The 26,040-nt window shown below is 61.8% G+C and carries 18 protein-coding genes and 2 pseudogenes; 6 read left to right on the plus strand and 14 right to left on the minus strand.

What is annotated here, in order from left to right:
- The first annotated feature begins 43 nt into the window (after positions 1-43).
- Together N2A41_RS13935 and N2A41_RS13940 are read left to right on the plus strand one after the other, a co-directional pair.
- A complete protein-coding gene (locus tag N2A41_RS13935) occupies positions 44-238 on the plus strand; it encodes a DUF4169 family protein (protein WP_064249591.1) in 195 nt (64 codons plus the stop codon).
- Between the two features lie 108 nt (positions 239-346).
- A complete protein-coding gene (locus N2A41_RS13940; RefSeq protein ID WP_170255003.1) occupies positions 347-568 on the plus strand; it encodes a ribbon-helix-helix domain-containing protein in 222 nt (73 codons plus the stop codon).
- 43 nt (positions 569-611) lie between these two features.
- Here the strand turns inward: N2A41_RS13940 and N2A41_RS13945 are convergent, their stop codons facing one another.
- The 4 genes from N2A41_RS13945 to N2A41_RS13960 all read right to left on the minus strand — a co-directional run bounded on the left by N2A41_RS13945 (position 612) and on the right by N2A41_RS13960 (position 7,992).
- Positions 612-1,313, minus strand: a complete 702-nt coding sequence (locus N2A41_RS13945) for a DUF1223 domain-containing protein (RefSeq protein ID WP_260109051.1) — start codon at positions 1,311-1,313, stop codon at positions 612-614.
- Between the two features lie 188 nt (positions 1,314-1,501).
- Positions 1,502-5,179 (minus strand): AsmA family protein, encoded by a 3,678-nt coding sequence (locus N2A41_RS13950; RefSeq protein ID WP_260109053.1) that lies wholly within the window; start codon positions 5,177-5,179, stop codon positions 1,502-1,504.
- A 202-nt stretch (positions 5,180-5,381) separates the two neighbouring features.
- A complete protein-coding gene (locus N2A41_RS13955; RefSeq protein ID WP_260056433.1) occupies positions 5,382-6,794 on the minus strand; it encodes an FAD-binding oxidoreductase in 1,413 nt (470 codons plus the stop codon).
- 163 nt (positions 6,795-6,957) lie between these two features.
- Positions 6,958-7,992, minus strand: coding sequence for an aldo/keto reductase (locus tag N2A41_RS13960; protein WP_222386268.1), 1,035 nt, complete (start codon positions 7,990-7,992; stop codon positions 6,958-6,960).
- Positions 7,993-8,084: 92 nt separating this feature from the next.
- On the opposite strand from N2A41_RS13960, the gene N2A41_RS13965 reads away from it, so the two are divergent.
- From N2A41_RS13965 to N2A41_RS13975, 3 genes are all read left to right on the plus strand, one after another.
- A complete protein-coding gene (locus tag N2A41_RS13965; protein WP_170254998.1) occupies positions 8,085-8,987 on the plus strand; it encodes a LysR family transcriptional regulator in 903 nt (300 codons plus the stop codon).
- A 254-nt stretch (positions 8,988-9,241) separates the two neighbouring features.
- Entirely contained in the window at positions 9,242-10,336 is a 1,095-nt protein-coding gene (locus tag N2A41_RS13970) for an AbrB family transcriptional regulator (protein WP_260109057.1), read from the plus strand.
- Between the two features lie 92 nt (positions 10,337-10,428).
- Positions 10,429-11,375, plus strand: a protein-coding gene (locus tag N2A41_RS13975) for an IS630 family transposase (RefSeq protein ID WP_222282285.1) whose coding sequence is annotated in 2 segments (ribosomal slippage) — positions 10,429-10,767 and positions 10,770-11,375 — 945 coding nt in all. Because the reading frame shifts where the segments join, the coding sequence is not laid out codon by codon here.
- Here the strand turns inward: N2A41_RS13975 and N2A41_RS13980 are convergent.
- Positions 11,342-12,264 (minus strand): annotated as a pseudogene (locus tag N2A41_RS13980) (AraC family transcriptional regulator). The gene N2A41_RS13975 and the pseudogene N2A41_RS13980 overlap by 34 nt on opposite strands.
- 45 nt (positions 12,265-12,309) lie before the next feature.
- Here N2A41_RS13980 and N2A41_RS13985 point away from each other — a divergent pair.
- Positions 12,310-12,717, plus strand: coding sequence for a DUF2000 family protein (locus N2A41_RS13985; protein WP_222386270.1), 408 nt, complete (start codon positions 12,310-12,312; stop codon positions 12,715-12,717).
- A gap of 52 nt (positions 12,718-12,769) precedes the next feature.
- Here the strand turns inward: N2A41_RS13985 and N2A41_RS13990 are convergent, their stop codons facing one another.
- From N2A41_RS13990 to N2A41_RS14030, 9 genes and pseudogenes are all read right to left on the minus strand, one after another.
- Positions 12,770-13,435: an OmpA family protein gene (locus N2A41_RS13990; protein ID WP_222386271.1), complete on the minus strand. Its 666-nt coding sequence runs from the start codon at positions 13,433-13,435 to the stop codon at positions 12,770-12,772.
- A gap of 251 nt (positions 13,436-13,686) precedes the next feature.
- Entirely contained in the window at positions 13,687-14,685 is a 999-nt protein-coding gene (locus tag N2A41_RS13995) for a flagellin N-terminal helical domain-containing protein (RefSeq protein WP_260109058.1), read from the minus strand.
- 373 nt (positions 14,686-15,058) lie between these two features.
- Positions 15,059-18,214: an efflux RND transporter permease subunit gene (locus N2A41_RS14000; RefSeq protein WP_222386273.1), complete on the minus strand. Its 3,156-nt coding sequence runs from the start codon at positions 18,212-18,214 to the stop codon at positions 15,059-15,061.
- The gene (locus tag N2A41_RS14005; protein ID WP_260109059.1) at positions 18,211-19,422 is read right to left on the minus strand and encodes an efflux RND transporter periplasmic adaptor subunit; all 1,212 of its coding nucleotides are present in this window, start codon (positions 19,420-19,422) and stop codon (positions 18,211-18,213) included. The genes N2A41_RS14000 and N2A41_RS14005 overlap by 4 nt, the downstream gene beginning before the upstream one ends.
- A gap of 266 nt (positions 19,423-19,688) precedes the next feature.
- Positions 19,689-20,621: an adenylate/guanylate cyclase domain-containing protein gene (locus N2A41_RS14010; protein WP_162115986.1), complete on the minus strand. Its 933-nt coding sequence runs from the start codon at positions 20,619-20,621 to the stop codon at positions 19,689-19,691.
- Between the two features lie 180 nt (positions 20,622-20,801).
- A pseudogene (locus tag N2A41_RS14015) lies at positions 20,802-21,080 on the minus strand (PIN domain-containing protein); the annotation flags it as partial.
- A 47-nt stretch (positions 21,081-21,127) separates the two neighbouring features.
- Entirely contained in the window at positions 21,128-22,678 is a 1,551-nt protein-coding gene (locus N2A41_RS14020) for a SpoVR family protein (RefSeq protein WP_260109060.1), read from the minus strand.
- Entirely contained in the window at positions 22,675-23,949 is a 1,275-nt protein-coding gene (locus N2A41_RS14025; protein WP_162115983.1) for a YeaH/YhbH family protein, read from the minus strand. Before N2A41_RS14025 ends, N2A41_RS14020 begins: the two co-directional genes overlap by 4 nt.
- A 12-nt stretch (positions 23,950-23,961) precedes the next feature.
- Positions 23,962-25,905, minus strand: a complete 1,944-nt coding sequence (locus N2A41_RS14030; RefSeq protein ID WP_017965069.1) for a PrkA family serine protein kinase — start codon at positions 25,903-25,905, stop codon at positions 23,962-23,964.
- Positions 25,906-26,040: the final 135 nt, after the last annotated feature.

Raw genomic sequence — 26,040 nt, forward strand, 5'->3', positions numbered from 1 at the left:
GAAAGGGAGGCTCTGCCTCCCTTTTTCATAGGAATCGAGGGCCATGAGTGCCGAAATCGTCAACCTGCGCCAGTTCCGCAAGAAGCAGGCCCGCTCCGAAAAGGAGAGGCAGGCCGAGCAGAACCGCATCTCCTTCGGCCGAACCAAGGCCGAGAAACAACTGACCCGCAGCTTGAACGACAAGGCCGACAAGGCCCATCGCGACGGCCGGATCGAAACCGATGACGACGGCGCATGACGGCTTCACGCAAAGCTTTAAGAGCCGGAATGGATTCTGCGATCAGCCACTTGAGCGATCGCCTTGAATCGATCTCTAAACCCCAACCAAGATCTGAAACAGCCCGTCGTGATCCGTAAGCATTCGGCGACACTGCACGGCCATCGCACCAGCTTCTCGCTCGAAGATGAATTCTGGGCCGAACTGAAGACGATCGCCGCAAGCCGTTCGATCCCGCTCGCTGCCCTGATTTCCGAAATCGACGACCACCGCCCTACGGACAGCAACCTCTCCTCGGCGCTGCGGCTGCATGTGCTCTCGTGGCTGAAGGCCGCAATTCAGGCAAGGTGACGCGCAACGTGGCCGCGCGTCATTGAGGGTGTCGTTGCAAAGCTCAGTCCGTGATCGCCGACAGGATGGGACCTCCGTTCGGCGCCTGCACCAGGATGGCGGTTTTCAGCCCTGATTCAGGCAGAGGAAGGGGAAAGGAAGCCTTCGATCCATTCCATATTCCCAAGCGATCGAGACGACGCACGACATGGGTATGCGGCAGGGTGTTGCCCTCATTCTCGCCACGCGCCACCGGAACGGATTCGATGCGCGGATCATAACGAACGAGCCAGACGTCGGCCGCGTTCGCGACATTGGAGGTTCCGCCAATCTCGATGCGATCATGATCAAGTGCGAGGCTCGGCCCTTTGGGCGGTCGCGCCTGGGATAGTAGCGCCTCGACGTCGGAAAGACGGTTGCCGACTGTGGTTGTCGTGCCGTTCACCACCATTTGCGGCGTGAAGGGACCAGCTTGCCGCAGCGCCGGCTCGTAATCGACCTGCCGTTGCGTATATTCCGGTTTCCCGTAGGTGTCCTTCCACCCGAGATAATCCCAATAGGTCACCGAAAAGCTCAGCGCCAGCACGTCCGGGCGGCTGCTGATCTTGATGAGATTGGCGTTGGCCGGTGGGCAAGACGAGCAGCCCTGACTGGTGAACAGCTCGACAACCGTCGGTGATCGATCGGCGGCAAATACCGGCATCGTGGTCGTGACGGCAGCAAGAGTTGATGCGATCGTTGCAGTGATCTTTCCCCGCTGGTTCATGTTGGCGCTCCCTTTTCAAACGGCTTCGATGTTGGAACCACCCAACCCGATATGTTTGATTTCGCTGTGAGGGGGCGGTTTGTTACGCCGTCACGTCAACGTGATCGTCGTAACGGCCGATCAACCGGCCGCGCCGGAGAGAACAAGGCAACTCGCCGAGAAAAGAGCAGCCGTGGCTATGACACGCTTTATTGCGCCTGAACGCCGGGCACCTGATCGAAATTGAGCTGGCCGGGCTGCGACTGCTCGCCCCGACGCGCTGCCTCGGCTGCGGCCCTTGCCTGCGCATCCGCCTTCTCCTTCGCTTCAGCCGCAACACGTGCGGCCGCCTCCTGCGCCAATGCACGCAGCCGCTCTTCCTCCGCCTGCCGTTGTTGCTCGATCTCGGCCGCCTTGATGCGCTCGGCGTCGTTGAACCGATAGAGCGCCACCTCGCGACGCAGCCGCTGTTTTTCGAGCACGATCGCCTGCAGCCGCTCGACCCGCCGGCGCTCGCGCTCGAAGGCGCGCAGCGACAGGTAGCTGGTGATATCGGTCACATCCATCGTCTTGCCGGGCGACGGCAGCATGCCGGAAAAATTCAGCTTGAGCGCCGGCTCGGCGCCGGAAAGCGCTTCGGTTCCCGGATTGAACCCGACACCTAGCGTCGCGCTGACCCGCTTTTCCGGCAGCGCGATCTGCGCATCGGCGGTGATGCGGGCGAGATCGTTGGCGACGGTGACATTCTGCACCCTCAGCGTCCCGTCGGTGATGTTGAAGGGAACGCCGAGCGGCGGCAGCTTCGCCTCGCCGTTGCTGAGCAGTGTTTCGATGATCGGATGCACCTTGCCGGCATTGATCTGCTCCTGCATCGTATCGGTCGCGGCAAGCAGCGGCGGAAGGATGGCAAGGTTCAGCCCGCGTATGCTGGTATCGCCGAGCCTCAGTTCGCCGGAACCATTGAGCGAGCTGGCGATCTCGCCGATCGTCTTGCCCGAGGCCTCCATCGACAGCGACAATCCGAACTTGCCGTTGGCGATCGGCGCGCCGTCGCGCAGCCAGACGACGCCGGAAAGATCGGAATCGGCAAGCGCAAGCTTCGTCTGCAGGAAGCCGGTGCCGTTGGCATTGGTGAAGAACAGATTGCCGGAAAGCTTTCCGCCGTCCCAGTTGCCGGCCATGTCGTTGAGCTGCAGCTCGTCGCCCTTGTAGGCGACGTTGCTGGTGAAGTCCGACACCGCCGTTTCCGGCAGGCCCGGCCAGAACTGCTTGGCCGTCAGCTTTACGTTGACGTCGAGATCCTTGAAGACGGGCAGCCCCAGCGGCGCCGTCGTCAGCTGTCCGTTGGCGGGATCGACGATCTGGCCGAATACCGCCTCGCCGAGCCAGCCGGCATCGGCCTTTGAGAGCGTCAGGCCGCCGCTCGCTGTCGTCTTCGCAGCCTTCCGGTCGAGGGTCAGCGCACCTGAAAATTCGTTGTCGGCCGCATGCCCCTTAAGATCCGAAAGGACGATCTTGTCGCTATCGACGGCTGCATTGACTTGCAGGCCGAGCGGCAGCCCGGATCCGGTCTGCGGCAGGGCGATGCCGTTCATGATGAGATAGGGGTCGATATCGGCGCTGTCGAGCGACAGCGCGATCTGGCCGTTCATGAAGCTCTCCGGCCGGACATCGACCTTGCCATTGGCCATGAACGAGGTCCGGTCGGTCGCAAAGCTCAGCGCCGCATCGGCAGGATCGTTGCCCGATGCCTTCACCTTGAGCGTCAGGCGGCCATTGGCCCCGACATCGACCGGCAGCGGGTCGAGCCCGGCCTGACCGAACAGGATGGACGGCACGGCGTTTTCGAGCGTCGCCTCGAGGCTCGTCGTGCCGTTGCCGGTCAACGCCAGGAGGTCGGACATGCGGTAGTCGAGATTGACGCGGCTGCCGTTCGCCACGCCGGCAAGCGTCACGGCCAGCGCGTTGCCCTCATCGCCGCCGAGCGTCAGCGCGCCGCGCAGGGCCGTATTGCCGTACCAGCCGGCATTGCGCACCAGCCGATCGAGCACCGGGTGATGCGGCAGGTGCTCGCGCAGCATGGTGAAGAACCCGCCGGGATCGGCCGATTTGAAAGTGATCTCACCGGCGCCCTTGTAGTCGAGCAGCGAGCCTTCTGCCCTGCCGGTCGCCGTCAGCTCGGCACCTGCGATATTCTTGATCGACAGCCGGTCGACGGCAAGCGCCCCATCGGCGATCGTAAAGGTGGTCTCGACATTCTCGGCGTCGACGCCGAAGGCCGTGAACTTATCGGCCTTGAGTTGGGCGGCGATCTTGTGGTCGAGCACGTTATCGCCGGCATCCGGGCCGGTCATGAGCCCGCTCAGCGCCTGCAGCGCGTCGAGATCGAGCGTATCGCCGTTCAGCGCCACCGACAACGTCGGCGTCTGGCCGGAGATCGCCTGGCGCTCCAGCCGACCCTTCAGCGTCGCCGGTCCGACGGCGATCTCGAGATTTTCGAAACGCTGCAATTCGTGCGTCAGGCTGACATTGGCGGAAAAGCCAGCCTGCCGCAATTGCCGGATGGCCGGATCGACCGAGCCGGCAAGCCAGGAGGCAAGTCCCGTCGGCTGGCTGGAGGCCACCACGATCTGGCCATTGAACGAAGGTTCGCCCTCAAGCAGGAGCTTGCCCTTGCCTTCCACCTGCGTGCGCCCCGGCAGCATGCCGGTGGCGCTGTCGATCATCCAGCCGGTGCCGGCCGGTTCGAGCTCCAGCTGCACGTCGCGCAGCGTCGTATCGCCGGCGACGATCGCCGGCAGTTTGACGCTCGCCTTGCCCGGCACCTGCGGGATCGGCACTTGCCGGACGATATCGATCAGCGAATTCAGCCGTTGGCGCGCCGAGACAGCGGGATCCCGTGTCGTCTTGCCCGCCGCGCCCTGATTGCCGATGCGGTTGACGTCGATCTGCTGCCCATCAGCGGTCAACAGGAATTCCGGCGCATTGCCGGTATCGAGCGTCGCCTCGCCGGTTATAACATAGGGATCGTCCGTCGGGCCGATCTCCATCCGGTATTCGGGAATGCGGATGCGTTCATTGGTGAGCTCGAAGCGGCCCTTGACGCGCGGCGGCTGCTCTTTTTTGTTGGCGGGCTTGGCGCTGTTGCGGATTTCGATCGCGGCCGAAAGCTGGCCCTGATAGTTCGGCTTGCTGTCGACGAGCTTCAATTCGCCGTCCAGATCGACGCTGACAGGGTGCTTGTCCGGCGAAAGCCTGGTGCGCATGCGCAGCACGCCCTTCTCGTCCGGTTGACTGCTCGAGATCGAGAAGCCGCCGTGTTCGCCGTCGAGCGCAGCGTCGCCCTCGATGCGCCAGGGACCGGCCAGCGACTTTGCCGACATTTCCGCATTGAGGCCGGTGATGCGACGCAAGCGGCCCGACTGGTCGTCGATGAATTCGACCTCGCCGCCGCTGACATGCACGTTTTCGAGTACGACGGTCCTTGCCGGTATTTCCGCGCGGCTGCCGCGCATCCAGTCGAGCGTGCCGTCCTTGAGCAATCTCAAGCGCACCTTCGGATTGACGATACGCATGTCGAAGATCAGCGCTTCACCCGACAGGAAAGGTGCGAGCTCCGCATCCATCGAGAACTGCTCGACCTTGACGATCGGCGTGCCGTCAGCCTCCTGGCCAACGCGCACGTCATGCAGCGTCACTGATGGAAATGGCAGCAGGCGCGCATCCACCGTGCCGTAGACGGTGACTTTCTTGCCGATAATGCGGCTTGCCTGATCCTCGAAATTCTTGCGGAAATCCGTCCAGTCGATGAACAGCGGCGCAAGCAGCGCCACAAACAGCGCTACGACGATCACTCCCCCCAGAAAGACGAGGAACCGGCCTACCAATGCAAAGCGTCTCCATTCGGGATTCTGTTGCCGACACTAGAGCATGATGCCGAAAAGTGTGAGCGGTTTTCGGACGACATCATGCTCTAACTCTTTATTTGAGAACAGGATTCAGATTTCAGGTTGAGCCGGCCCAACATCATCCTGTTCTAGCGCTATTCATGCCGGGGGCAAGGCCCAACTTCATGAGACCATTCCGTTTTCAGCCATGATGGAAAATCTTGCCGGGATTGAAGATATCGTCCGGGTCGAGCGCCTGTTTCACCTGTCGCATCAGATCCACAGCGCCGCCAAGCTCCTGTTCCAGAAACGCCATCTTGCCTTGCCCGATCCCGTGTTCGCCGGTGCATGTCCCGTCCAGGTCGAGCGCCCGCTGGTTGAGTCGCTGCACGAAGCTCTCAGCCATGGCGATGTCTTCGACGCTTCTGTCGTCGAACAACAGCAGCACATGGAAGTTCCCGTCGCCGGCATGACCGACGATCGGCCCCAGCAGCCCGTGCTCCTCGATATCCGCCTGCGTTTCGGACACACAATCGGCGAGCCTCGATATCGGAACACAGACATCGGTCGAAAGTGCGGCAAGCCCGGGCGCCAGCGCCCTTGCGGCCCAATAGGCATCGTGACGCGCCTTCCAGAGCTTTGTCCGCTCCTCGGCATTGGCGGTCCACAGGAATTCGCTGCCGCCGCATTCGGCCGCGATCTCGGCAAAAGCTGCCGATTGCAGCGGCACCGTCTCGTCGGTGCCGTGGAATTCGAGGAAAAGTGTCGGGCTTTCGGCATAGGAAAGCCCGGAGTAAGCATTGCAGGCCCGCATCTGCACCGTGTCGAGGAGCTCGATGCGCGCCACCGGAATGCCCATCTGGATCGTCATGATGACGGCATCGCAAGCGGCCTTGATGCTCGGAAAGGCACAGGCCCCTCCGGCGATCTTCTGCGGGATCGCCTGCAGGCGCAACGTCACCGAGGTCAGGATTCCGAGCGTGCCCTCGGCGCCGACGAAGAGCCGCGTCAGATCGTAGCCCGCCGAGGATTTGCGTGCGCGCCGGGCCGTGCGGATCTCTTCACCATTGGCGGTGACGGCGGTGACGGCAAGCACATTGTCCTTCATCGTTCCGTAGCGCACGGCATTGGTGCCGGACGCCCGCGTCGAGGCCATGCCGCCGATCGAGGCGTTGGCGCCGGGATCGATCGGGAAGAACAGACCGGTATCGCGCAGGTGGATGTTCAGCGCTTCGCGTGTCACACCCGGCTCGACGGTACAGTCGAGATCTTCGGGATTGACCTCGAGCACCCGGTTCATGCGGCTGAAATCGATCGAAATACCGCCATGGGCGGCATTGATCTGCCCCTCCAGCGAGGTGCCGGTGCCGAATCCGATGACCGGCACCTTGTGGGTCGCACAAGCCCTGACCGCCGCCTTCACATCCTCGGCGCTCTCTGCGAAGAGCACGCCGTCCGGCAGCTGCGGTGGGATATAGGTGGTCGTATGGGCATGTTGTTCGCGGAAGGACTGGCCGGTCTGGAAGCGCTCGCCGAAGCTCTGCTTGAGAATGCTAAGCACGGCGGCGATACCCGCCTCGTTGCGTGTGCCGGCCTTTGCGTCCTTCAGCGCCATCCCTTTGATCTCCCTGCTATTCCGCGGAAACCAGATCGTGTTCCGCAGGTTAGGCTGGGTATGCGGCAAGTCAAAGCGGCTGTCCAGTTAAGATTGGCAGAAGAATTCATTCCCCTTTTGTTGTAGGCGGCTTGTTATAGCCAAATCCGCCGCCCCCGGCGCCTCAGACGATCGGCGGATTGAGCCGCGCAAAACCCTCCTGCCGCCGATAGGGGAAATAGGGATAGGGCGCCGTCACCGCGCTGACGGCGTCGAGCCTTTCGATCTGCTCCTTCGACAGGCTCCAGCCGACCGCGTCGAGGTTCTGCCGCAGTTGCTCTTCGTTTCTGGCGCCGATGATGACGCTCGACACCGTCGGCCGGCTGAGCAGCCAGTTGATAGCGATTTGCGGCACCGTCCGGCCGGTCTCGCCCGCGATGGCGTCGAGCACGTCGACGATGTCGAACAGCTTTTCGTCGTCGACCGGCGGGCCGTATTGCGCCGTCTCGTGCAGACGGCTTGCCGCAGGCAGCGGCCGGCCGCGGCGGATCTTGCCGGTCAGCCGTCCCCAGGCAAGCGGGCTCCAGACCAGCGCTCCAACACCCTGGTTGGCGCCAAGCGGCATCAGCTCCCATTCGTAATCGCGCCCGGCCAGCGAATAATAGACCTGGTGGGCGACATAACGCGGATAGCCGTGGCGCTCGGCGGCGGCAAGCGACTTCATCAGTTCCCAGCCGGCAAAATTCGAAGCGCCGACATAGCGGATCTTGCCTGCGGCGACGAGCCCATCGAGCGTCGACAGCACCTCCTCGACCGGCGTCGAGGCATCGAAAGCATGTAGCTGCAGAAGGTCGATATAGTCGGTCCCGAGCCGGCGCAGTGCATCCTCGGTGGCGCGGATCAGCCGCGCCCGCGATGTTCCCCAGTCCTGCGGCCCCTCGCCCATCGGCAGCGCCGTCTTCGTCGAGATCAGCACGGCGTCGCGCCGGCCGCGGATCGCCTGGCCGAGCACCTCTTCGGAAGCGCCGGCCGAATAGACGTCGGCTGTGTCGAAAAGATTGACGCCGGCTTCGAGGCAGATGTCGACGAGCCGCCGCGCTTCCTCGGCACCGGTATTGCCCCAGGCGCCGAATAGTGGGCCGCTGCCGCCGAATGTGCCCGCGCCGAAGCTTAAGACCGATACTCTGAGGCCGGATGCGCCGAGATTTCTGTAGTCCATGGACCTGTCTCCTGTCTTTCCTATGAGATAGACCTTGGCGGTTCGATGATATAGATTGCCCGCCAGCAAAACATTTGTGACTTGAATTCATCATGAGCCGTCAGGACATCAATCGCTCCGGCGAAATGGAAGTTTTCGTCAGTGTCGTCGAGCGCGGTGGATTTTCGGCCGCCGCCACGGCCCGGCGCATGACGCCGTCGGCCGTCAGCAAACTCGTCGCCCGGCTAGAGACACGCCTCGGCGCCCGCCTCGTCAACCGCTCCACGCGAAGGCTGCAACTGACGCCGGAAGGCTGCGCCTTCTACGAGCGCAGCATCGCCATCCTTGCCGATATCACCGAGGCCGAGCATCAGGCCTCGACCGGCGAACAGGCCTCAGGCCGCATCCGCATCAACACTAGCGGCTCCTTCGGCAACCATCTGCTGGCGCCGCTCGTACCTGCCTTCATGGCGCATCATCCGGCCGTGACGCTGGATATTTCCCATACCGACAGGATAGTTGACCTGATGGAAGAGCGCGCCGATGTCGCGATCCGCGCCGGCCCCTTGAAGAATTCCAGCCTGATCGCCCGCAAGCTTGGCGTCACCGGCAAGATCATCGTCGCGTCGCCGGATTATCTCTCGCGTCACGGCAAACCACACACGACCGCCGATCTCCGCCGTCATTGCCGTATCGGCTTTTCCTATGCCCGCGCCATCGAGGGCTGGCCGCTGCGCGAGGACGGCGAAACGGTGATGATCCCGATCACACCGGGCGTGCAGGTGGGAGACGGCGAAGCCATGCGCCACCTCGCTTTGTCAGGTGCCGGCCTTGCCCGCCTTGCCGCCTTCACCGTGCGCGCCGATATCGATGCCGGGCGCCTGGTGCCGGTGCTTGAGGAGGCCAATCCCGGCGATCTCGAAGAGTTCTACGCCCTCTATATGGGCCAGGGTGGCCCGCTGCCGGCGCGTGTACGCGCGCTGCTCGATTTTCTCGTCAGCCATGTGCATTTCTAGTGCATCTCGTTCAAAACCGTTCAGTGGCTTTGGAGGACGATCTGCATGAAAACAACGACTTGAAGCGGCCGCATGAATCAGTTTCGCATGCCAAGACGCCAAGAAGCCAGATTTCGCAATTGACCGCGGCCGTGCCACCCACCTATACCGGACCCGCGCCGGGCGGCTCCTGCAGCCGGCCTCTCTTCGTCATGCCGGAGCTTCCCCTACCTTCAGCTTCAGGGCTTGGCACGGCCAGGAAAGATACGGGGATCATGTCATTCAGCGACGCGAGCCGCCTGCTGCGGGATGCCGGCCTGCCGAAATGGGCGCTGCTGCTCGCGCTTTCCACGGCTCTCGTCGTCTTGCTCGAGCTCTTCGCCCTGCCGGCCTCGCTGCTGATAGGGCCGATGGTCGCTGCAATCGCGCTGGCGCTAACCGTCGGCAAGGGAAAGCTTCGCGTGCCCTTCTGGCCGTTGCAATTCGGCCAGGTCCTCGTCGGCCTGATGATGGCGCGCACCATCACGCCCGATATTCTCGGCACCATGGCGAAAGACGCGCCGCTCTTTCTGTTGTTCATCTTCTCGGTCATCGCCATTGCCACCGGCCTCGGCTGGCTGCTGACGCGCTGGCAGGTGCTGCCGGGAACGACCGCGGTCTGGGGCTCCTCGCCGGGCGGCGCCTCCGCCATGGTCATCATGTCGGAAGCTTATGGCGCCGATGCCCGTCTCGTCGCCTTCATGCAGTATCTGCGCGTTGTCTTCGTCGCCGTCGGCGCCTCGGTGATCTCGCGTCTGTGGGTGGCAGCCGACGGCGCCGAGCCGCCGCCGCTTGTCCTCTTTCCCGAGATTGACCGGCCGGCCTTTGCAGCGACCATGGCTTTTGCGGCCTTTTGTGCCTATGGCGTTTGGCGCCTGCGCCTCCAGGGCGGCACGATCATCGTGCCGCTCTTTCTCGGCGCCCTGCTGCAGGGGATGGGCCTGCTGAAGATCGAGCTGCCGATGTGGCTGCTCGCCATCTCCTACGCACTGGTCGGCTGGAGCATCGGCCTGCGCTTCACCCGCTCGATCCTCAAGCACGTGGCGCGCGCCCTGCCGAGGGTATCGGCCTGCATCGTGCTGCTGATGGCGCTCTGCGGCTGCATGGCTGTGGGGCTTCACGTCTTCGCCGGCATAGATCCGCTGACCGCCTATCTCGCCACCAGCCCCGGCGGCGCCGATTCCGTCGCCATCATCGCCGCCTCCAGCGACGTCGACGTGCCCTTCGTGATGGCGATGCAGACCGGCCGTTTCCTGGTGATCCTGATGATCGGCCCGATGCTCGCCCGTTTCATCGCACGCCGTTCCGGCCTTGCGGAAAGCCCCGCCTAGAGCGGGATTGTTTTAGTCGGAATCGGAACAGGGATTCCCTTTCTGGTGCAAATCAGATTCACCATTCTGGCCGGTGCAGGAGGCCGGTCTGGATGGCGAAACCTTTTTCGGATGATCTTCGGGAACGCGTTGTTGGCGCAGTAACGCGCGAGGGCCTGTCGTGTCGAGCGGCGGCAAAGCGCTTCGGCATTGGCATCAGCACCGCGATCGACTGGGTCCGGCGCTTGCGTGAGACGGGCAGCGCGGCTCCCGGCCAGATGGGCGGGCACAAGCCACGGGCGATCTCAGGTAAACATCGGGTCTGGTTGATCGATCGCTGCCACATGCAGGCGTTCACCTTGCGCGGGTTGGTGGCGGAACTCGGAGAGCGCGGCCTGAAAGTGGATTACAGCGCCGTCCGGACCTTCGTGCATGAGGAAGGGCTGAGTTATAAAAAAAGACGTTGGTCGCCAGCGAGCGCGAGCGGCCCGATGTTGCCGCCCGGCGGGCGCGCTGGCTGAAGCATCGCCATCGCATCGATCCATCTCGCCTTGTCTTTATCGACGAAACCTGGACGAAGACGAATATGACGCCGCTCAGGGGCTGGGCGCCGCGCGGCGAACGGCTGTTGGGCCATGCGCCCTTCGGCCACTGGAATACCATGACTTTTGTCGCAGCCCTCAGGGCCGACCGCGTCAGCGCACCGTGGATCATCGACGGCCCGATCAATGGCGAACGCTTTCGCATCTATGTCGAGAGGGTGCTGGTACCGGAGCTCAAACCCGGCGACATCGTCGTCATGGATAATCTCGGCTCGCACAAGGCCGGCGCTATCCGTGCCGCCATCCGCAAGGCCGGCGCCAGATTGTTCTTCCTGCCGCAGTATTCCCCCGATCTCAATCCGATCGAAAAACTCTTCGCCAAGATCAAGCACGAGCTGCGCAAGGCGCAGGCTCGAACCCGACAGGCCATCGACGACGCGCTGGCAGCCACCCTTCAAACCGTCTCGCCGAAAGAGTGCCAAAACTACTTCAAGGAAGCCGGATATGAACGGACATAAAACAATCCCGCTCTAGTGCCCTGCTTGGGGTGGAATGCGAGTGCTGCCCACTGGCCAGGCGTCATGCCGTAGGCCTTTTTGAAATGGCGGTTGAGATGGCTTTGGTCGGCAAAGCCTGTCGCCGCCGCCACATCGGAAATCCCCTCGCCCGCGCCGATCATCGCCCGGGCTCGCTGCAGCCGCCGCATCAGCAGGTAGCGATGCGGACTGGTGGCAAAGGCCGCCCGGAAATGCCGCGACAGCGCAAAACGGTCGAGACCCGTTACCGCCTCAAGCTCGCCGGAATTCACTGCCCGGGTCGCGTGCGCGCCTCGAGATAATCCCGTGCCGCCCGCGCCTGCCGCCAGGCGACGGGGCCCAGCGGCCGCGACGGCAGGCGCGCATGCCGGGACAGGCCGCCTGCCACCTGCGATACGAAATCGTCGACGAAAAGCGCGTCCAGTTCGCGGTCGAGTTCGCCGAGAGCCGCCAGCAGTACACCCGCCAGCGCCGGATCGCCGATCACGGGTTCGCCGACGAATGGCAGGCCGACCCCATCCGCCTCCAGGCATTCAAGCAGCAGCGACGGCTCCAGATAGAGCATGCGGTATTGCAGCCCATCTTCCGTCCCCGCCCCGCCATCGTGCTCTTCGTCGGGATGCAGCACGATCACCTGCCCCGGCAGACTGAAGCGCCGCTCGCCGCGATAGCGGAAGGTCTGAACCCCCTTCAGCGTCACGCCGAGTGCATAGGTGTCGTGCCGATGCGGCTCGAAGGCATTGCCTGAGAACTGCGCCTCGATGCGTTCGATGCCGGGAAAGGCCGGCGCAGCCAGGATGGCGTTGCCGGAGGGGCCCGCGCACAAACGTTCAAGACCTTCGAAGACCTGTGGATGTAAATCCTGGTTCAACGCGCTCGATACTCCGTAAGCCGTAGATAGGTGAAAGACCGTCCGATGTTTGATACCAAAATTGCCGTCGTCCTGCGAAACAATCTTGCCGGCTGGCAGAAGCTGAACGTCACCGCCTTCCTGATGACAGGCATCGCCGGCCGGCATCCCGAGATTATCGGCGCAGCCTATAGGGACCGCGCCGGCAACCTCTACAATCCGCTATCGATCCAGCCGATCATCGTGCTCTCCGCCGACGAGGCGACCGTATCAGCCATTCATCGCCGCGCGCTGGAGCGCGATATCACCAGCTCGCTCTTTATCGAGGAAATGTTTGCAACCGGCCACGACGCAGCCAACCGCGCCGTCTTCGCAGAATTTGCGCCCGAAGACGCCAAGGTGGTCGGCATCGCCTTGCGCGCCGAAAAGAAGATCGTCGACAAAATCACCAAGGGTGCGACGATGCAGCACTGACGAGAAAGGCCGGGAGTGACCCGGCCTTTCTGCAAATGCATATGAGCCGAAATCAGCCCTGCGTGATCGGCGCGATCTGGATCTCGACGCGGCGGTTCTGTGCGCGGCCGGCCTCGTTCGCATTGGAGGCGACCGGCTGGGACGGGCCGTAACCGACAGCGGAGACGCGGCGCTGGTCGATGCCCTGGCCGCCGAGATAATCGGCAACCGACAACGCGCGGCGCTGCGACAGGTCTTGATTATGCTGCAGGCTGCCGGTCGAATCCGTATGGCCGTTGACGTCGATCAGCGTGCGGTTGAACTTGCGCAGCACGATCGCCACCGAATTCAGCGTCGGATAGAAGCCCGGCTTTACCGCATCCTGATCGACGTCGAAGGTGATGTTCGAGGGCATGTTGAGGATGATGTTGTCGCCGTTACGAGTCACCGAAATGCCAGTGCCTTCGAGTTGGGCGCGAAGCTCTGATTCCTGCTGGTCCATGTAATTGCCGATCGCACCGCCGGCGAGAGCGCCGACGCCTGCGCCGATCAGCGCCGCATTGCGCTTGCCGTGGCCGCCGCCGCCGACGGCCACGCCGACGAGCGCGCCCCCGAGGGCGCCAAGCGCGGCGCCGCCGGCCGTATTGGAAACCTTCTGTTCACCGGTATAGGGATCGGTCGTCGTGCAGGCGCTGAGATAGCTTGTGGCAATAGCTAGAAGTATGAATTTTTTGATCATTGACAGGACGGTCTCCGTTCGACTGATGCGAGCAAATGGCAAGGATTGCGGCAAGAAAATGAAGATGTTCTCCTGATACGGCAAATTCGGACGTCGAAACACCGCCATGTTGCCGGAATGCGCTGATTATCACCAATTTTGGTGGATGCCGTCCCTGCGCCTGCACGCGAATTTGTGAAAACTCCGCGGCGGAAAGCACTTCCTACCTGCGGAGTTCGATGTCACGCGTTTATGATCAAGAGAGTCTGGCCTCAGAAATTCTGGAACAACTGCCGCACGGTATCGTAAGTTGCGTTGGCGATGTTCAGTGATTGCAGGCCGAGTTGCTGCTGCGTCTGCAGCGCCCGCAGCCTGCTCGACTCCTCCTCCATGTCGGCATCGACGAGCCGGCCAATGCCGCCGGTGATGTTGTCATGCAGTTTCGTCGCGAAGTCGTTCTGCAGATTGATGCGTTTTTCCAGCGCGCCAAAAGCCGAACCGACCGTCGTCAGCTGCGTCAGCGCTGCATCGACGACGCTGATCATTTCGCTGACCTGTCCTTTCGTCGTGCCGGCCGAGAGCGAAATCACCACCTGCCCGGTGGTGGTGCCGTTCTTGCTCTGCATCAGCACATAGTCCTGCGAGGCGCCGAGCTCGGTGGCGAAGTAGGCCGATGTCAACACGCCGTATTCGCCCGAACCGGTGGCGCGATCGTCGATCAAGTAGCGGGTGTCCTTGGAGGTCGTGGTCCCACTCGGCGTCGTGTCGATATGGTAGCTCAACATGCCGACCGAGATCGTGCCATCGGCGTTGCGGATGAAGGAGGCCGGGATCTGGCGCGGCTGCGTCGGCGTCGCATCGTTGGTAAGGACCACCCAGTTGTCGCTATTGAAGGTCGCCGATTCCGAAACGCTGCGCAACTGCTCCTGCAGCTGTTTGATCTCGTCGTTGATCTTGTTCTTGTCGATGCCGTCCTCGGTCGCGGCAACCAGCTTGGCCTTGATTTCGGAGACGACGTCGATGACATTCTGAACGCCGGTATAGGCCGTTCCCATCGTCGCCGCCGCCATACCGAGTGCATCCTGGATCGCCGAAACCGCCTTGTTGTCGGTTCGAGCAGTGGTAGCGATCGACCAGTAGACGGAATTGTCTCTGGCCTCTGCGACACGCATGCCGGTGGTGATGTGGTTTTGCGTGACCGCCATGTTACGGTTGATATCGCGCAGCACATGAAGCGCCGCATCCACCGAGACGCGCTGATAAATACTCACGAAACGAAACTCCAAAAACACAACAAGACGCAAACTGCACAAGAAATGAACCGTCCGCACGGACTCTCATGTCCGGGGTCGCTGGAATTCCAGCGCGTTGCGGCCTCCAAGAAACGAAGAAGACCATTGGTTGCTGGTAACAATCATTGCCGTTTATGCTTAATAAACGACTAAACTTCAGAAGTAATTTAGCTTATTTCACAAGGTTTCATACACCAAGAGAAACGCCGCCGGATTGCGGCGTCGCGCGTCTTCTGAGACCCGCAAAGGACGCTGTAGCACTTCGAATTGCCGCGTAACTTTGTCCTTAAATCGATTAGGATTCAAGGAACTATGCAGCAGGTCCGGCAGCATTCGAAATCGGATGAAAGCCTTATTCGGCGGCCTGTAGATGCTCGTCGTCGGGCGCAGCGCGCGGCCGCGTGGCGACCGACATCTCTTCGTGCAGGCGCGCCTCCTCATGGGCGTGCGGCTTGGCGAAGCGGGCAAGCAGCAGATAGGCGACCGGCGTGATGAACAACGTCACCAGCGTCGCGAAACCAAGACCGCCGACGATCACCCAGCCGAGCGCAATACGCGCTTCGGCACCGGCGCCATGGGCAAAGACCAGTGGCACGCCGCCGAGGATGGTGGCGATCATCGTCATCATCACAGGGCGAAGGCGTAGCGCGCAGGCCTTCTCGATCGAGGACCGCACATCTTCGCCCCGGTCGCGCAGCTGATTGGCAAATTCGACGATCAGGATGCCGTTCTTCGCCATGACGCCGACCAGGAGCACCAGGCCGATCTGGCTGTAGATGTTGAGGCTGGAGCCGGTGATAACAAGCGCAAAGACGGCGCAGGCAAGACCAAGCGGCACCGTCGACATGATGATCAGCGAGGACAGCACGCTTTCGAACTGCGCCGCCAGTACCAGAAAGATGATGACGATGGCAAAACCGAAGGTGAGCGCCATGCCGCTCGAATTCTCTTCCAGCGTCGCGGCTTCGGCGAGCGGCAACAAACGCGAGCCCGCCGGCAGTAGCGGCGCGGCAAGTTCAGTGACCTGCTTGACCGCATCGCCGAGCGACATGCCGTTCTTGAGGCCGGCGGTGATTGCCACCGAGGCCAGCTGCTGCTCGCGGTTGAGCTGCGGCGCGACCGAGCCTTCCTTCATCGTGGCGATGACCGACATCGGCACGATCTTGCCGTCGCCGGTCTTCAGGAACACGTTCTCAAGGTCGGTCGGATCGTCGATCGGCCGCGTCGTCGAGGTCAGAAGCACGGGATAGGATTCGCCGTCGACGAAGACGTCGACCACCGAGCGCCCTTCGAGCAGTGACTGGATCGCCGTCGAGAGCCCGGTTATGTCGATGCCGAGATCGGACGCGCGCTCGCGATCGATCGCCACCGATACCTGCGCTTGGCTGGGCTCGTTGGTCAAGCGCGGCGTATCATACTGCCCAGTGGCCTCCAGGGCCTGCACCAGCTTGGCGGCCGCCGCCGTCAACGCCTCGTGATCATTGCCGATCAGCGCCATCTGCAGACCACTGCCGGCCCCGCGGATGCGCAAGCTGTTGGAGGAGATGGCATTGCCGCGCAGCGCCGGCACCCTGGAGGCTGCCTGGTTGATATCGCCGACGATCTCCGTCTGTGTCCTGTCACGTTCTCCCCAGGGGGCGAGGGTCAGCACCATGAAGCCGCTGTTCAGCGACCCGCCCTGCCCCGAGATCGAGAAGACGTTGCGGATGTCACCGCTGTCGACCAGCGGCTGCAGATATTCCTCGACGAGCTGCATCTTGTCGCGGGTATATTCGAGGCTCGATCCCTGCGGCGTCGTCAGCCGCATCATCACCATCGAGCGGTCCTCTTCGGGCGTCAACTCGCTCTTGACCGTCGAGAAGGCGACGAGTGCCGCGCCGGCAAAGATCACCGAGAAGAGGATGACGACGAAGGGCGCGTTGAGACAGGCGTGCAGGGCCCATTTGTAGAGACTGGCAAGCGCGCCGCCGAAGCGACCGAGCGCGCCGTGATCTTCGAGCATCGGCTTCGTCAGCATGCGCGAGGCAAGCATGGGACACAGCGTCAGCGCCACGATCGACGACAGCCCGACCGAGAAGGCGAGCACGAAGCCGAATTCGCGGAACAGGCCGCCGACCTGTCCCGGTAGGAAGGAGAGCGGAATGAAGACGGCCGCCAACGTCGCCGTCGTGGCGATCACCGCGAAGAACACCTCGCGCGTGCCGAGCACCGCGGCCGCGCGCGGCCCCATGCCTTCGGCGCGCCGGCGCACGATATTTTCGAGCACGACGATCGCGTCATCGACGACGAGGCCGGTCGCCAGCACGATCGCGAGCAGCGTCAGGATGTTGATCGAGAAGCCGACCATGTAGATCGCCGCCAGCGTGCCGATCAGCGCCACCGGCATGCTGACCGCCGGGATCAGCGTCGCCCGCCAATCGCGCAGGAAGAGATAGATGACGGCAGTGACGATGACGGCGGCGAGCACCAGCGCCAGCACCACCTCGTGGATCGCACCTTGGATGAAGACGGCGTCATCGCTGGTGATGGCGATCGTCGTGCCCTCGGGCAGCGTCTTCGACAGTTGGTCGACGGCCGCCTTGATGCCGGTCGAGATGTTCAGTGTATTCGACTGCGCCTGGCGGATGATGCCGAGGCCGATGCCCAGCTTGCCGTTGGAGCGCAGCGCCGTTTCGCCGTCGCGCGGCCCGAGCATCACCGTCGCGACGTCGCCGAGCCTGACGCGGTCCTGCAGGATGACGTTGGAAAAATCCGCCGGCGTCTGCAGGTTGGCGGTCGCGCGCACCACGATATCCTGCGTATTGCTCTTCAGCGAGCCGGCCGGTACGTCGAGTGCCGCATTATCGAGCGCCTTCGTCAGGTCGCCGATGGTCAGCCCGCGACTGGCGAGAGCCCCCTGGTCGACGTCGACGCGGAACACCTTCTCCTGGTCGCCATATTCCTCGACGTCGGCAACCCCGTCGACGGAGGCGAGGCGATCGATCACCTCGTTTTCGACCAGTTGGGTCAGGTCGTCCATGTTGAGCTTGGTGGAGGTGACGGCGAGGCGCATGATCGCCGAGGAATCCGAATCCGCCTTGACGATCTGCGGCGCATCCGCTTCGTCGGGCAGGTTCTGGGTAATGCGGCCGATCGCGTCGCGCACGTCGTTGGCGGCGACCGAGAGATCGATCGCATCCGAGAATTCCAACGTCACCCGGCTCTGACCGAAGGACGAGGTCGACGAAATCGATTTCAGGCCGCTGACGCGCGCGACCGCCCCCTCGATCACCTTGGTCAGCTCCTGGTCGATCGTCTGCGGCGATGCGCCGTCGAAGGTGGTGCGCACGGTGACGACGGGACGGTCGACATCGGGCAGTTCGCGCACTTCGACGCCGACATAGGCGGCAAGGCCGGCAACGACCATCAGCGTGTTGAACACCAGCGCCAGGATCGGCCGGCGAACGAAAAGCGCGGTGAAGCCCTGTTTGCCCGAGCCTCTGTCCTGATGAATCTCGGTCACGCTCATCGGGCGACGACCCCCGCATTCGCGGCGACGTCGGCGTTGACACGCACCGCCCCACCCTCACGCACGCGCTGCAGGCCCTGTGTGACGATCACGTCGCCGTCCTTGAGGTCGGCTTTGACGAGTACGAAATCCGGGTTGCGCTGCACGATGCTGACCCGCACCTTGCGTGACTTGTCGTCGTTGACCTGCCAGACGAAGGAGCCCTGCGAGTCCCACTGCACGGAGACCGGATCGACCGCCGGATATTTGTCGCCGGCAAATTTCATGCTGACGTTGAAGGACATGCCGGCGCGCAGTTCATCCGAACTATTGTCGATCTTGGCGCGCAGGCGAAGCGTGCGGCTTGCCGCGTCGATGCGGTTATCGACGGCTTCGACCACGCCCGAAAACACCTGTCCCGGCCGTGCGACCGACATCGCCTCGACCGGCTGGCCGACCGATACTGTATTGGCGAAGCGCTCCGGCACCCAGTAATCGACGAGGATTTCCGAACGGTCGTCGAGCGTGACGATCGGGATACTCGTCGTGACGTTGTCGCCGATATTGACCGGTACGATGCCGACGATGCCGTCGATCGGCGCGGTGATATTACGCCGTGCGAGATTGAGCTCGGCGGCCTGCAGTTGCAACCGAGCACCCTGCTCGGCGATCTCGGAATCGAAGACGTCCATGCGCGACACGCTGGACTTGATGTTGTGATAGAGATTGGATTTCTCGACGGCGGCCTTGACCGCCACATCGGCCTGGCCGCGGGTGATCACCTGCTCCTCGCTGTCGAGCTTGGCGAGCACCTGCCCGGCCTTGACCCTATCGCCCGACTTGATGAGGATTTCGCGGATCGTGCCCGATGCCTGCGGCGTGACCGCGACCGAGCGGATCGCGTCACCCGTGCCGATGGCGTTCAGCCGGTCGTTGACGACGCCCTGGACGACAGCCTGCGTGGCGACGAGAATGGCGCTGTTGCGCCCGCCGCCACCTCGGCGGTTCTGTCCCTGCCCTTGCCCGTCGCCACGCTGCTGCCCTTGCGCCCGGGCAGGAGCGTCGGCATCCGCTGTCTCTTCAGCCTTCGGCGCGATCTTGGAAACGATGCTGTCTGGAATACCTGCATCGCGCATCATATCGCCGGCGCCGGGCACAAAGAAAACCCACGCGGCAAAGCCGGCAACAATGGCGATGATCGACAGTATGAACTGCTTCCAAAAGGCCATTCACGTCTCCGGAGGGACTCGAGGTTGGACCAGGGTCGGTCGAAAGAGGCGTTGGGGATCAAGATTCCCCTCTGATGCGACAATATCGCGCGTTTGCAGCTTACCGGCAAGCATAAGCAGGCGGCATTACCGATTTGTAATATCAGCAAAGAATGGAAATAACCCGGCCGCTCACTTTTGCTTGAACGGACACTCGCCCATGTCCTTGACACCGCCGATTATCGGCCGAGATACCGTACAAATCCCTGGCGATGCGGGTTGGACGTCTATCGGCGCATCGACCACCGCAGGCCCATCACGGCCGCAATGCCCAGTATCGGCCACACCGCCCAGAACTGCCCCGTCCAAGTGAAGAGGTTGATACCGGCAATGCCGAGCGCCAGGATTGCCAGCGAGGTGATCCTGCGATTGAACAGGATCTGATCGCGGTTCCAGGCAAGCGCCGCGACGACGGCGAGCGCAAGCACCGGAAAACGCCCCCAGAAGACGCCCTGCCATGACAGCAGATTGATGCCGATCAGGACAGCGGCGATGACGGCGAGCACGCCGTACAGCCTGCGTCCGCGCGGTATCGGCCTTGCCTCGGCCGTATCAGCCGCCATAACCGCCGCCGGCTGCGGCTGCGGCTGCGGACGCGCGGAGCCGGATCGTTGAGCGGGCGGCGTCTCGTCCTTGGCGTCGCCGATCTTCACCGCGTAGCTCGGCACGCCTTCATCGACGTTCTTCACCATCAACGGTCCGAGAAACTCGAAACCAACAGTCACCTTGTTGCGGACCTGGTCGTAAACGGAACTTGATATGACGATGCCGCCGGCCGCAGCCGACGCCTGCAGCCGCGCCGCTATATTGACCCCGTCGCCATAGATGTCGTCGCCTTCGACGATCACGTCGCCGAGATTGATGCCGATGCGGAAGAGCATGCGCCCGTCGGCCGGGCGGCGGGCGTTGAAGCCAGCGAGTTCGTTCTGAGTGTCGACGGCCGCGCGCACCGCTTCGACCACGCTCGGGAAATCGGCGATCAGTCCATCGCCCCAGGTATTGATGACGCGGCCGCCATGGCTTTCGATCAGGCGCCCCATCGCCTCCCGGCAGCGCTTCAGGCTCGCAAGCGTCCCCTCCTCATCAGCCCCCATCAGCCGCGTATAGTCCTGCACGTCAGCACAGAAGATCGTCGTCAGCTTGCGCCGCGTGTCACTCATGGTCTCTCGTCTCCGCGCTATCCGCCCTCGGGAAAGATTGCTGCAAAGGCTAAAATGGTCGATTGGAGATCATGGGCTATTGCAGCGGCGGTAAGTTACTAAGCCTTTGTCTTCGTTGCCACCGATAATTGTTGATCGTCGACCCGCATTTTCCCGGACATGAGAGGCGGCGTGGACGATTCAGCTTTCTTCATTCGCCCAGTCATTGACCTTCAAACGCTCCGAAACACACGGAAAAGCCTTGTCGCGCGTGACGAGGGTTGCGGCAGTTGCAACTGAATGAGCGGCAATCATCATATCGAGGGGCGACAGGGTCATGCTTTTGGCTTCGCAGGCAGTGCGCAGGTCGCCATAAGCTCGCGTGATGTCGTGATCCCAAGGAACAACGTCGACCCGGTGCAGGAAATGCTTGATCCGTTCTGACAGCGCCTTCAGATAGCCTCGCTTTGCAAGACCGTAACGGCTCCAGATCTATCTAAGTCCGGCAATTCAAGAAAAACGCCAGGTTACTGAATGATCTTGCGCGGGCTCGCCGTGTGTTCTCTCGCGACGCTGTTGGAATCATCGATTTCCTGAAGCAGGACCTCGTAGCCCCAGAGATCGGCAAGATGCTGCAAGACCAGTTTCATGTCGGCTTCCTGAAGATAGCAGCCATTCATGACGATGTGCTGCAGCAACAGGCGGCGGTCGCCGGCGAGGTCGACATCGACGATATCGATGGCCGGATCGGTCCAGCCGATATCGTATTCGCGGGAGAGCTGGCGGCGGATGCGCAGGTATCCGCGCTCATTATGGATCGCCGAAACCAGCACCCCCTCGGTCTGTTCGGGATCGTCGTAGAGATGGAACAGCCGCAGCTGCCGGATCAGGTTCGGGCTGAGGAACTGGCTGATAAAGCTTTCGTCCCGGTAATTGGCCCAGATGTCGCGCAGGACCGCCATCGCATCGCCTCTTCCGGCGATATCGGGGAACCATGCGCGGTCCTCTTCCGTCGGCGTCGTGACGATCCGCTCGATATCCTGCATCATCGCAAAGCCAAGCGCATAGGGATTGAAGCCCGAGAACCGACGGTCGTCATAGCTCGGCTGGAACACGACGTTGGCATGCGACTTCAGGAATTCGAGGAAGTTTCCGTCGCTAATCTGCCCCCGCCCGTGAAGCCGGTTCATGATCTGGTAGTGGACGAAGGTGGCGGTTCCCTCGTTCATTACCTTGGTCTGCCGCTGGGGGTGAAAATATTGTGCGACGTGGCGGACGATGCGAAGGATTTCACGCTGCCACGGCTGCAACCGCGGCGCTGATTTTTCGAGAAAATAAAGGATGTTGTCCTGCGGAAGACCGAGGGCGGCGCGGCGCTTTTCCAGGCCGCTGTCGCCCGCCTTCCGAGCCTTGCCGACAGGGACAGTGCGCCACAGATCGTTGAACATCTGCTCCTCGTGGGCGCGGCGCTCCTGCTGTCGCTTCTCCTCCTGGCGAAGATCGATCGTGGTCTTGCCCGCGTATCGATGCACCCCGTGCGACATCAGCGCATGGGCTGCATCCAGCGTGCGCTCGACGGCCATCTCGCCGTAACGCTCCTCGCAGCGGGTGATATAACCCTTGGCGAAATCGAGGTAATCGAGGATACCCTCGGCATCGGTCCATAGCTTGAAGAGATAATTGTTCTTGAAGAAATGGTTGTGGCCGAAGGCCGCATGCGCGGTGACGAGCGTCTGCATCGTCGCCGTGTTTTCCTCCATCAGGTAGGAGATGCAGGGAGAGCTGTTGATGACGATCTCATAGGCGAGGTCGCGCATCCCGCGGCGGTAGAAGGTTTCGTGATGCGCGAAGTGTTTGCCGAAGGACCAATGGCGGTAGAAGAGCGGCATGCCGGTCGACGAATAGGCATCGAGCATCTGCTCCGAGGTAATGACTTCAATCTGGTTCGGATAGACGTCGAGGCCAAGTTCGCCGAGCGCGATCTCCTCGCAGGCGTCGTGAATGCGTTGAAGTGTTGAAAAGTCCCAGTCGGCCCCCTCGAACAACAGCCGTTCTCGTGGCCTCATCGTCATGGTCATGGCGTCACCTTCGACTGTGCGTCACGTTTCTGGAAGAGATCATGGAAAACAGGGAAAATTTCGTTTCGCCGGCAGACCTTGCGCATCGAAAGCGGCTGCAGCTCGGAACGGATCCCGTCATAGAGCATCCAAAGCGGTGAGCGTGATATCGAGGAGTCACCGCCTTCTTCGCCGACCTCGATATAGGCGAAATACTGGCACAGCGGCAAAATCTCGCGCAGCAGCTGTCCGCTCAGGTTCCCGTCGGAATGGGCGTTGTCGCCGTCCGATGCCTGGGCGCCATAGATATTCCATTCCGCCGGATCGAAACGCGCCGCGATGATCGCCCGCATTGCCGCTAGCGCACTGGAGACCAGCGTGCCGCCGGTTGCCGGACCATAGAAGAAGGTTTCCTCGTCGACTTCCTCGGCCTTGTCGGTATGGCGGATGAAGACGATCTCGACTTTCTTGTAGCGTTTCGACAGGAAAAGGTAGAGCAGCAGGTAGAACCGCTTCGCCAGGTCCTTCATGTGTTCCGACATGGAGCCGGAGACGTCCATCAAGCAGAACATCACGGCCTTTGCCACAGGCTTCGGCTCGTTTTCGAAGCGGCGATACCGCACGTCGAGCGGATCGATATAGGGAATGCGCCGGCTTTTTTCCGTCAGAGATTTGAGTTTTGCCTCAAGCGCCAGCCGGCTCTCGTCGTCCTCGCATTCCTCGATCTGCCGCTGCAGGGCTTCGATTTCTTCGCGGCGCGGACGGTGAAGCGCGACACGGCGCATCATCGCGAGCCTGGTCGTGCGACCGACGGCAATGTTGGACGGCGATCCCGACACGGAATAGCCGGCACGGAAGGGAGTTTCCTCCTCGGTTTCGGCCAGACGCCGCTTGGCAAGATCGGGCAGTTCCAGATCGTCCAGGAACACATCGAGGAATTCCTCGCGCGTCAGCACAAAGCGGAAGCCGTCCTCGCCGTCACCTTCGCCCGCATCCTTGGGTTTTCCGCCCCTGCTCCCCGGCGGGCGCGGAAGAATGTCGCCTTCGACAAAGGCCCTGTTTCCAGGCAGGATGTGGTCGCGAATGCCGCCATCGCCCCTTCTCAAGTTCGGCTCGGCCATTCCATCGATCGGCAGGCTGATTTCCCCGCCGTCGAGCACATCGCGAATGTTCCGGTTTTGCAGAGAACGCTTTACCGCCTGCTGCACGGCGCCCTTCATGCGCCGAAGAAACCGTTGCCGATTTTCCAGACTTTTACCGCGCGGATTTAGCCGACGGTCGACAATGTGCATATTGGCTCCACATTAACTTGCCTGTTTGACGCGCATGTACCATTCGACGAGGCGCCGAACCTGCCTCTCCGTGTAGCCCCGCGCAGCCATGCGCGAGACAAACTCGCTGTGTTTCTTTTCTGTTTCCGAATCCTTCTTCGAACCGAAGGATATGACGGGCAAAAGATCCTCGACCTGCGAGAACATTCGTTTCTCGATGACTTCCCGGATCTTCTCGTAGCTCGTCCATGACGGATTCTTTCCGCCGTTGGCTGCCCGTGATCTCAAGCAGAACTTGACGATTTCGTTGCGGAAATCCTTCGGATTGGCAATTCCCGCCGGCTTTTCGATTTTCGTCAGTTCCTGGTTGAGGAGCTCGCGGTCGAGAAGCTGGCCGGTATCGGGATCCTTGAAATCCACATCTTCGATCCAGGCATCGGCATAATCAACGTAGCGATCGAACAGGTTCTGTCCGTAATCCGCATAGGACTCAAGATAGGCCTTCTGAATCTCATTGCCAATAAACTCTGCGTAACGCGGCGCAAGATCGGCCTTGATGAATTCCAGATAGCGCTTCTCGACATCGTCGGAAAACTGCTCGCGTCGGATCGACTGCTCCAGCACATACATCAGATGAACCGGATCGGCGCCGATATCCGTGGTGTCGTGATTGAAGGTGGAGGCGAGCACCTTGAAGGCGAAGCGGGTCGATATGCCGTCCATGCCCTCGTCGATGCCAGCGGCATCCCGATATTCCTGGACACTGCGGGCGCGCGGATCCGTTTCCTTCAGGCTCTCGCCGTCATAGGTGCGCATCTTCGAGAAGTATGTCGAATTCTCATGCTTGCGCAGACGCGAAAGCACGGAGAAGCGGGCCAGCATTTCGAGCGTCGCGGGGGCGCACGGCGCATCGGCGAGTTCCGATCCCTCGATCAGCTTCTCGTAGATCTTCTGCTCTTCCGTGACGCGCAGGCAATAGGGCACCTTGATCACGCAAATACGGTCGATGAAGGCCTCGTTGTTCTTGTTGGCCTTGAAGGTTTGCCATTCCGCTTCGTTCGAATGCGCAAGGACGATGCCGGAGAAGGGTATGGCGCCGATATTCTCGGAGCCGATATAGTTTCCCTCCTGCGTCGCCGTCAGCAGCGGATGCAGCATCTTGATCGGCGCCTTGAACATCTCGACGAATTCGAGCACGCCCTGATTGGCGCGGTTGAGCCCGCCCGAATAGCTGTAGGCATCGGGATCGTTCTGGGAATAGGTCTCCAGCTTGCGGATATCGACCTTGCCGACCAGCGACGAGATATCTTGATTGTTCTCGTCTCCAGGCTCGGTCTTGGCGATGGCGATCTGGCGCAACCGCGAAGGCTGTACTCTGACGACGCGGAAGCGGGAAATATCGCCTCCGAAATCGTCGAGCCGTTTCAGGCACCACGGACTCATCAGTCCGCTCAGGCGCCGCAGGGGAATGCCGTATTGCTCCTGGAGGAGCGATCCCATCGTGTCCGGGTCGAACAGGTTGAGAGGACTTTCGAAAACGGGGCTGATCTCGTCACCCGCCTTCAGAACGTAGATCGGATGAACCTCCATCAGCAGCTTCAGCCGCTCCGCCAGCGATGACTTGCCGCCGCCGACCGGGCCGAGCAGATAAAGGATCTGCTTGCGCTCCTCGAGCCCCTGCGCCGCGTGCCGGAAAAAGGAAACGATGCGTTCGATTGTCTCTTCCATGCCGTGGAAACCAGCAAAGGCCGGATAGATCCGCATGGTCCGGTTCATGAAGATCCGGCCGAGGCGCGCGTCCTTGGCGGTATCGACCATCTGCGGCTCGCCTATCGCGGCGAGCAGGCGCTCGGTCGCATTGGCATAGGCAAGCGGTTCCTTTTTGCAAAGGTCGAGATATTCCGCGATCGACATATCGGTTTCGCGACGCGCATCATAACTGCGGGTGAACGCATCAAATACGGATTCGCTCAGCATGGGCCCTCCATTCAAGGTTAATGCCACAGGCTTCAGGTGTCCCTATAACCATCGAGATGGCCATGACGTTCCTGAGAATCAATAGTTTCTTCGGCTATTCCACGCTCACCGGCCATTTCTAGCAATGCACAAAAT

The organism is Rhizobium sp. SRDI969 (genome assembly GCF_025152725.1).
Lineage (GTDB): Bacteria > Pseudomonadota > Alphaproteobacteria > Rhizobiales > Rhizobiaceae > Rhizobium > Rhizobium leguminosarum_I.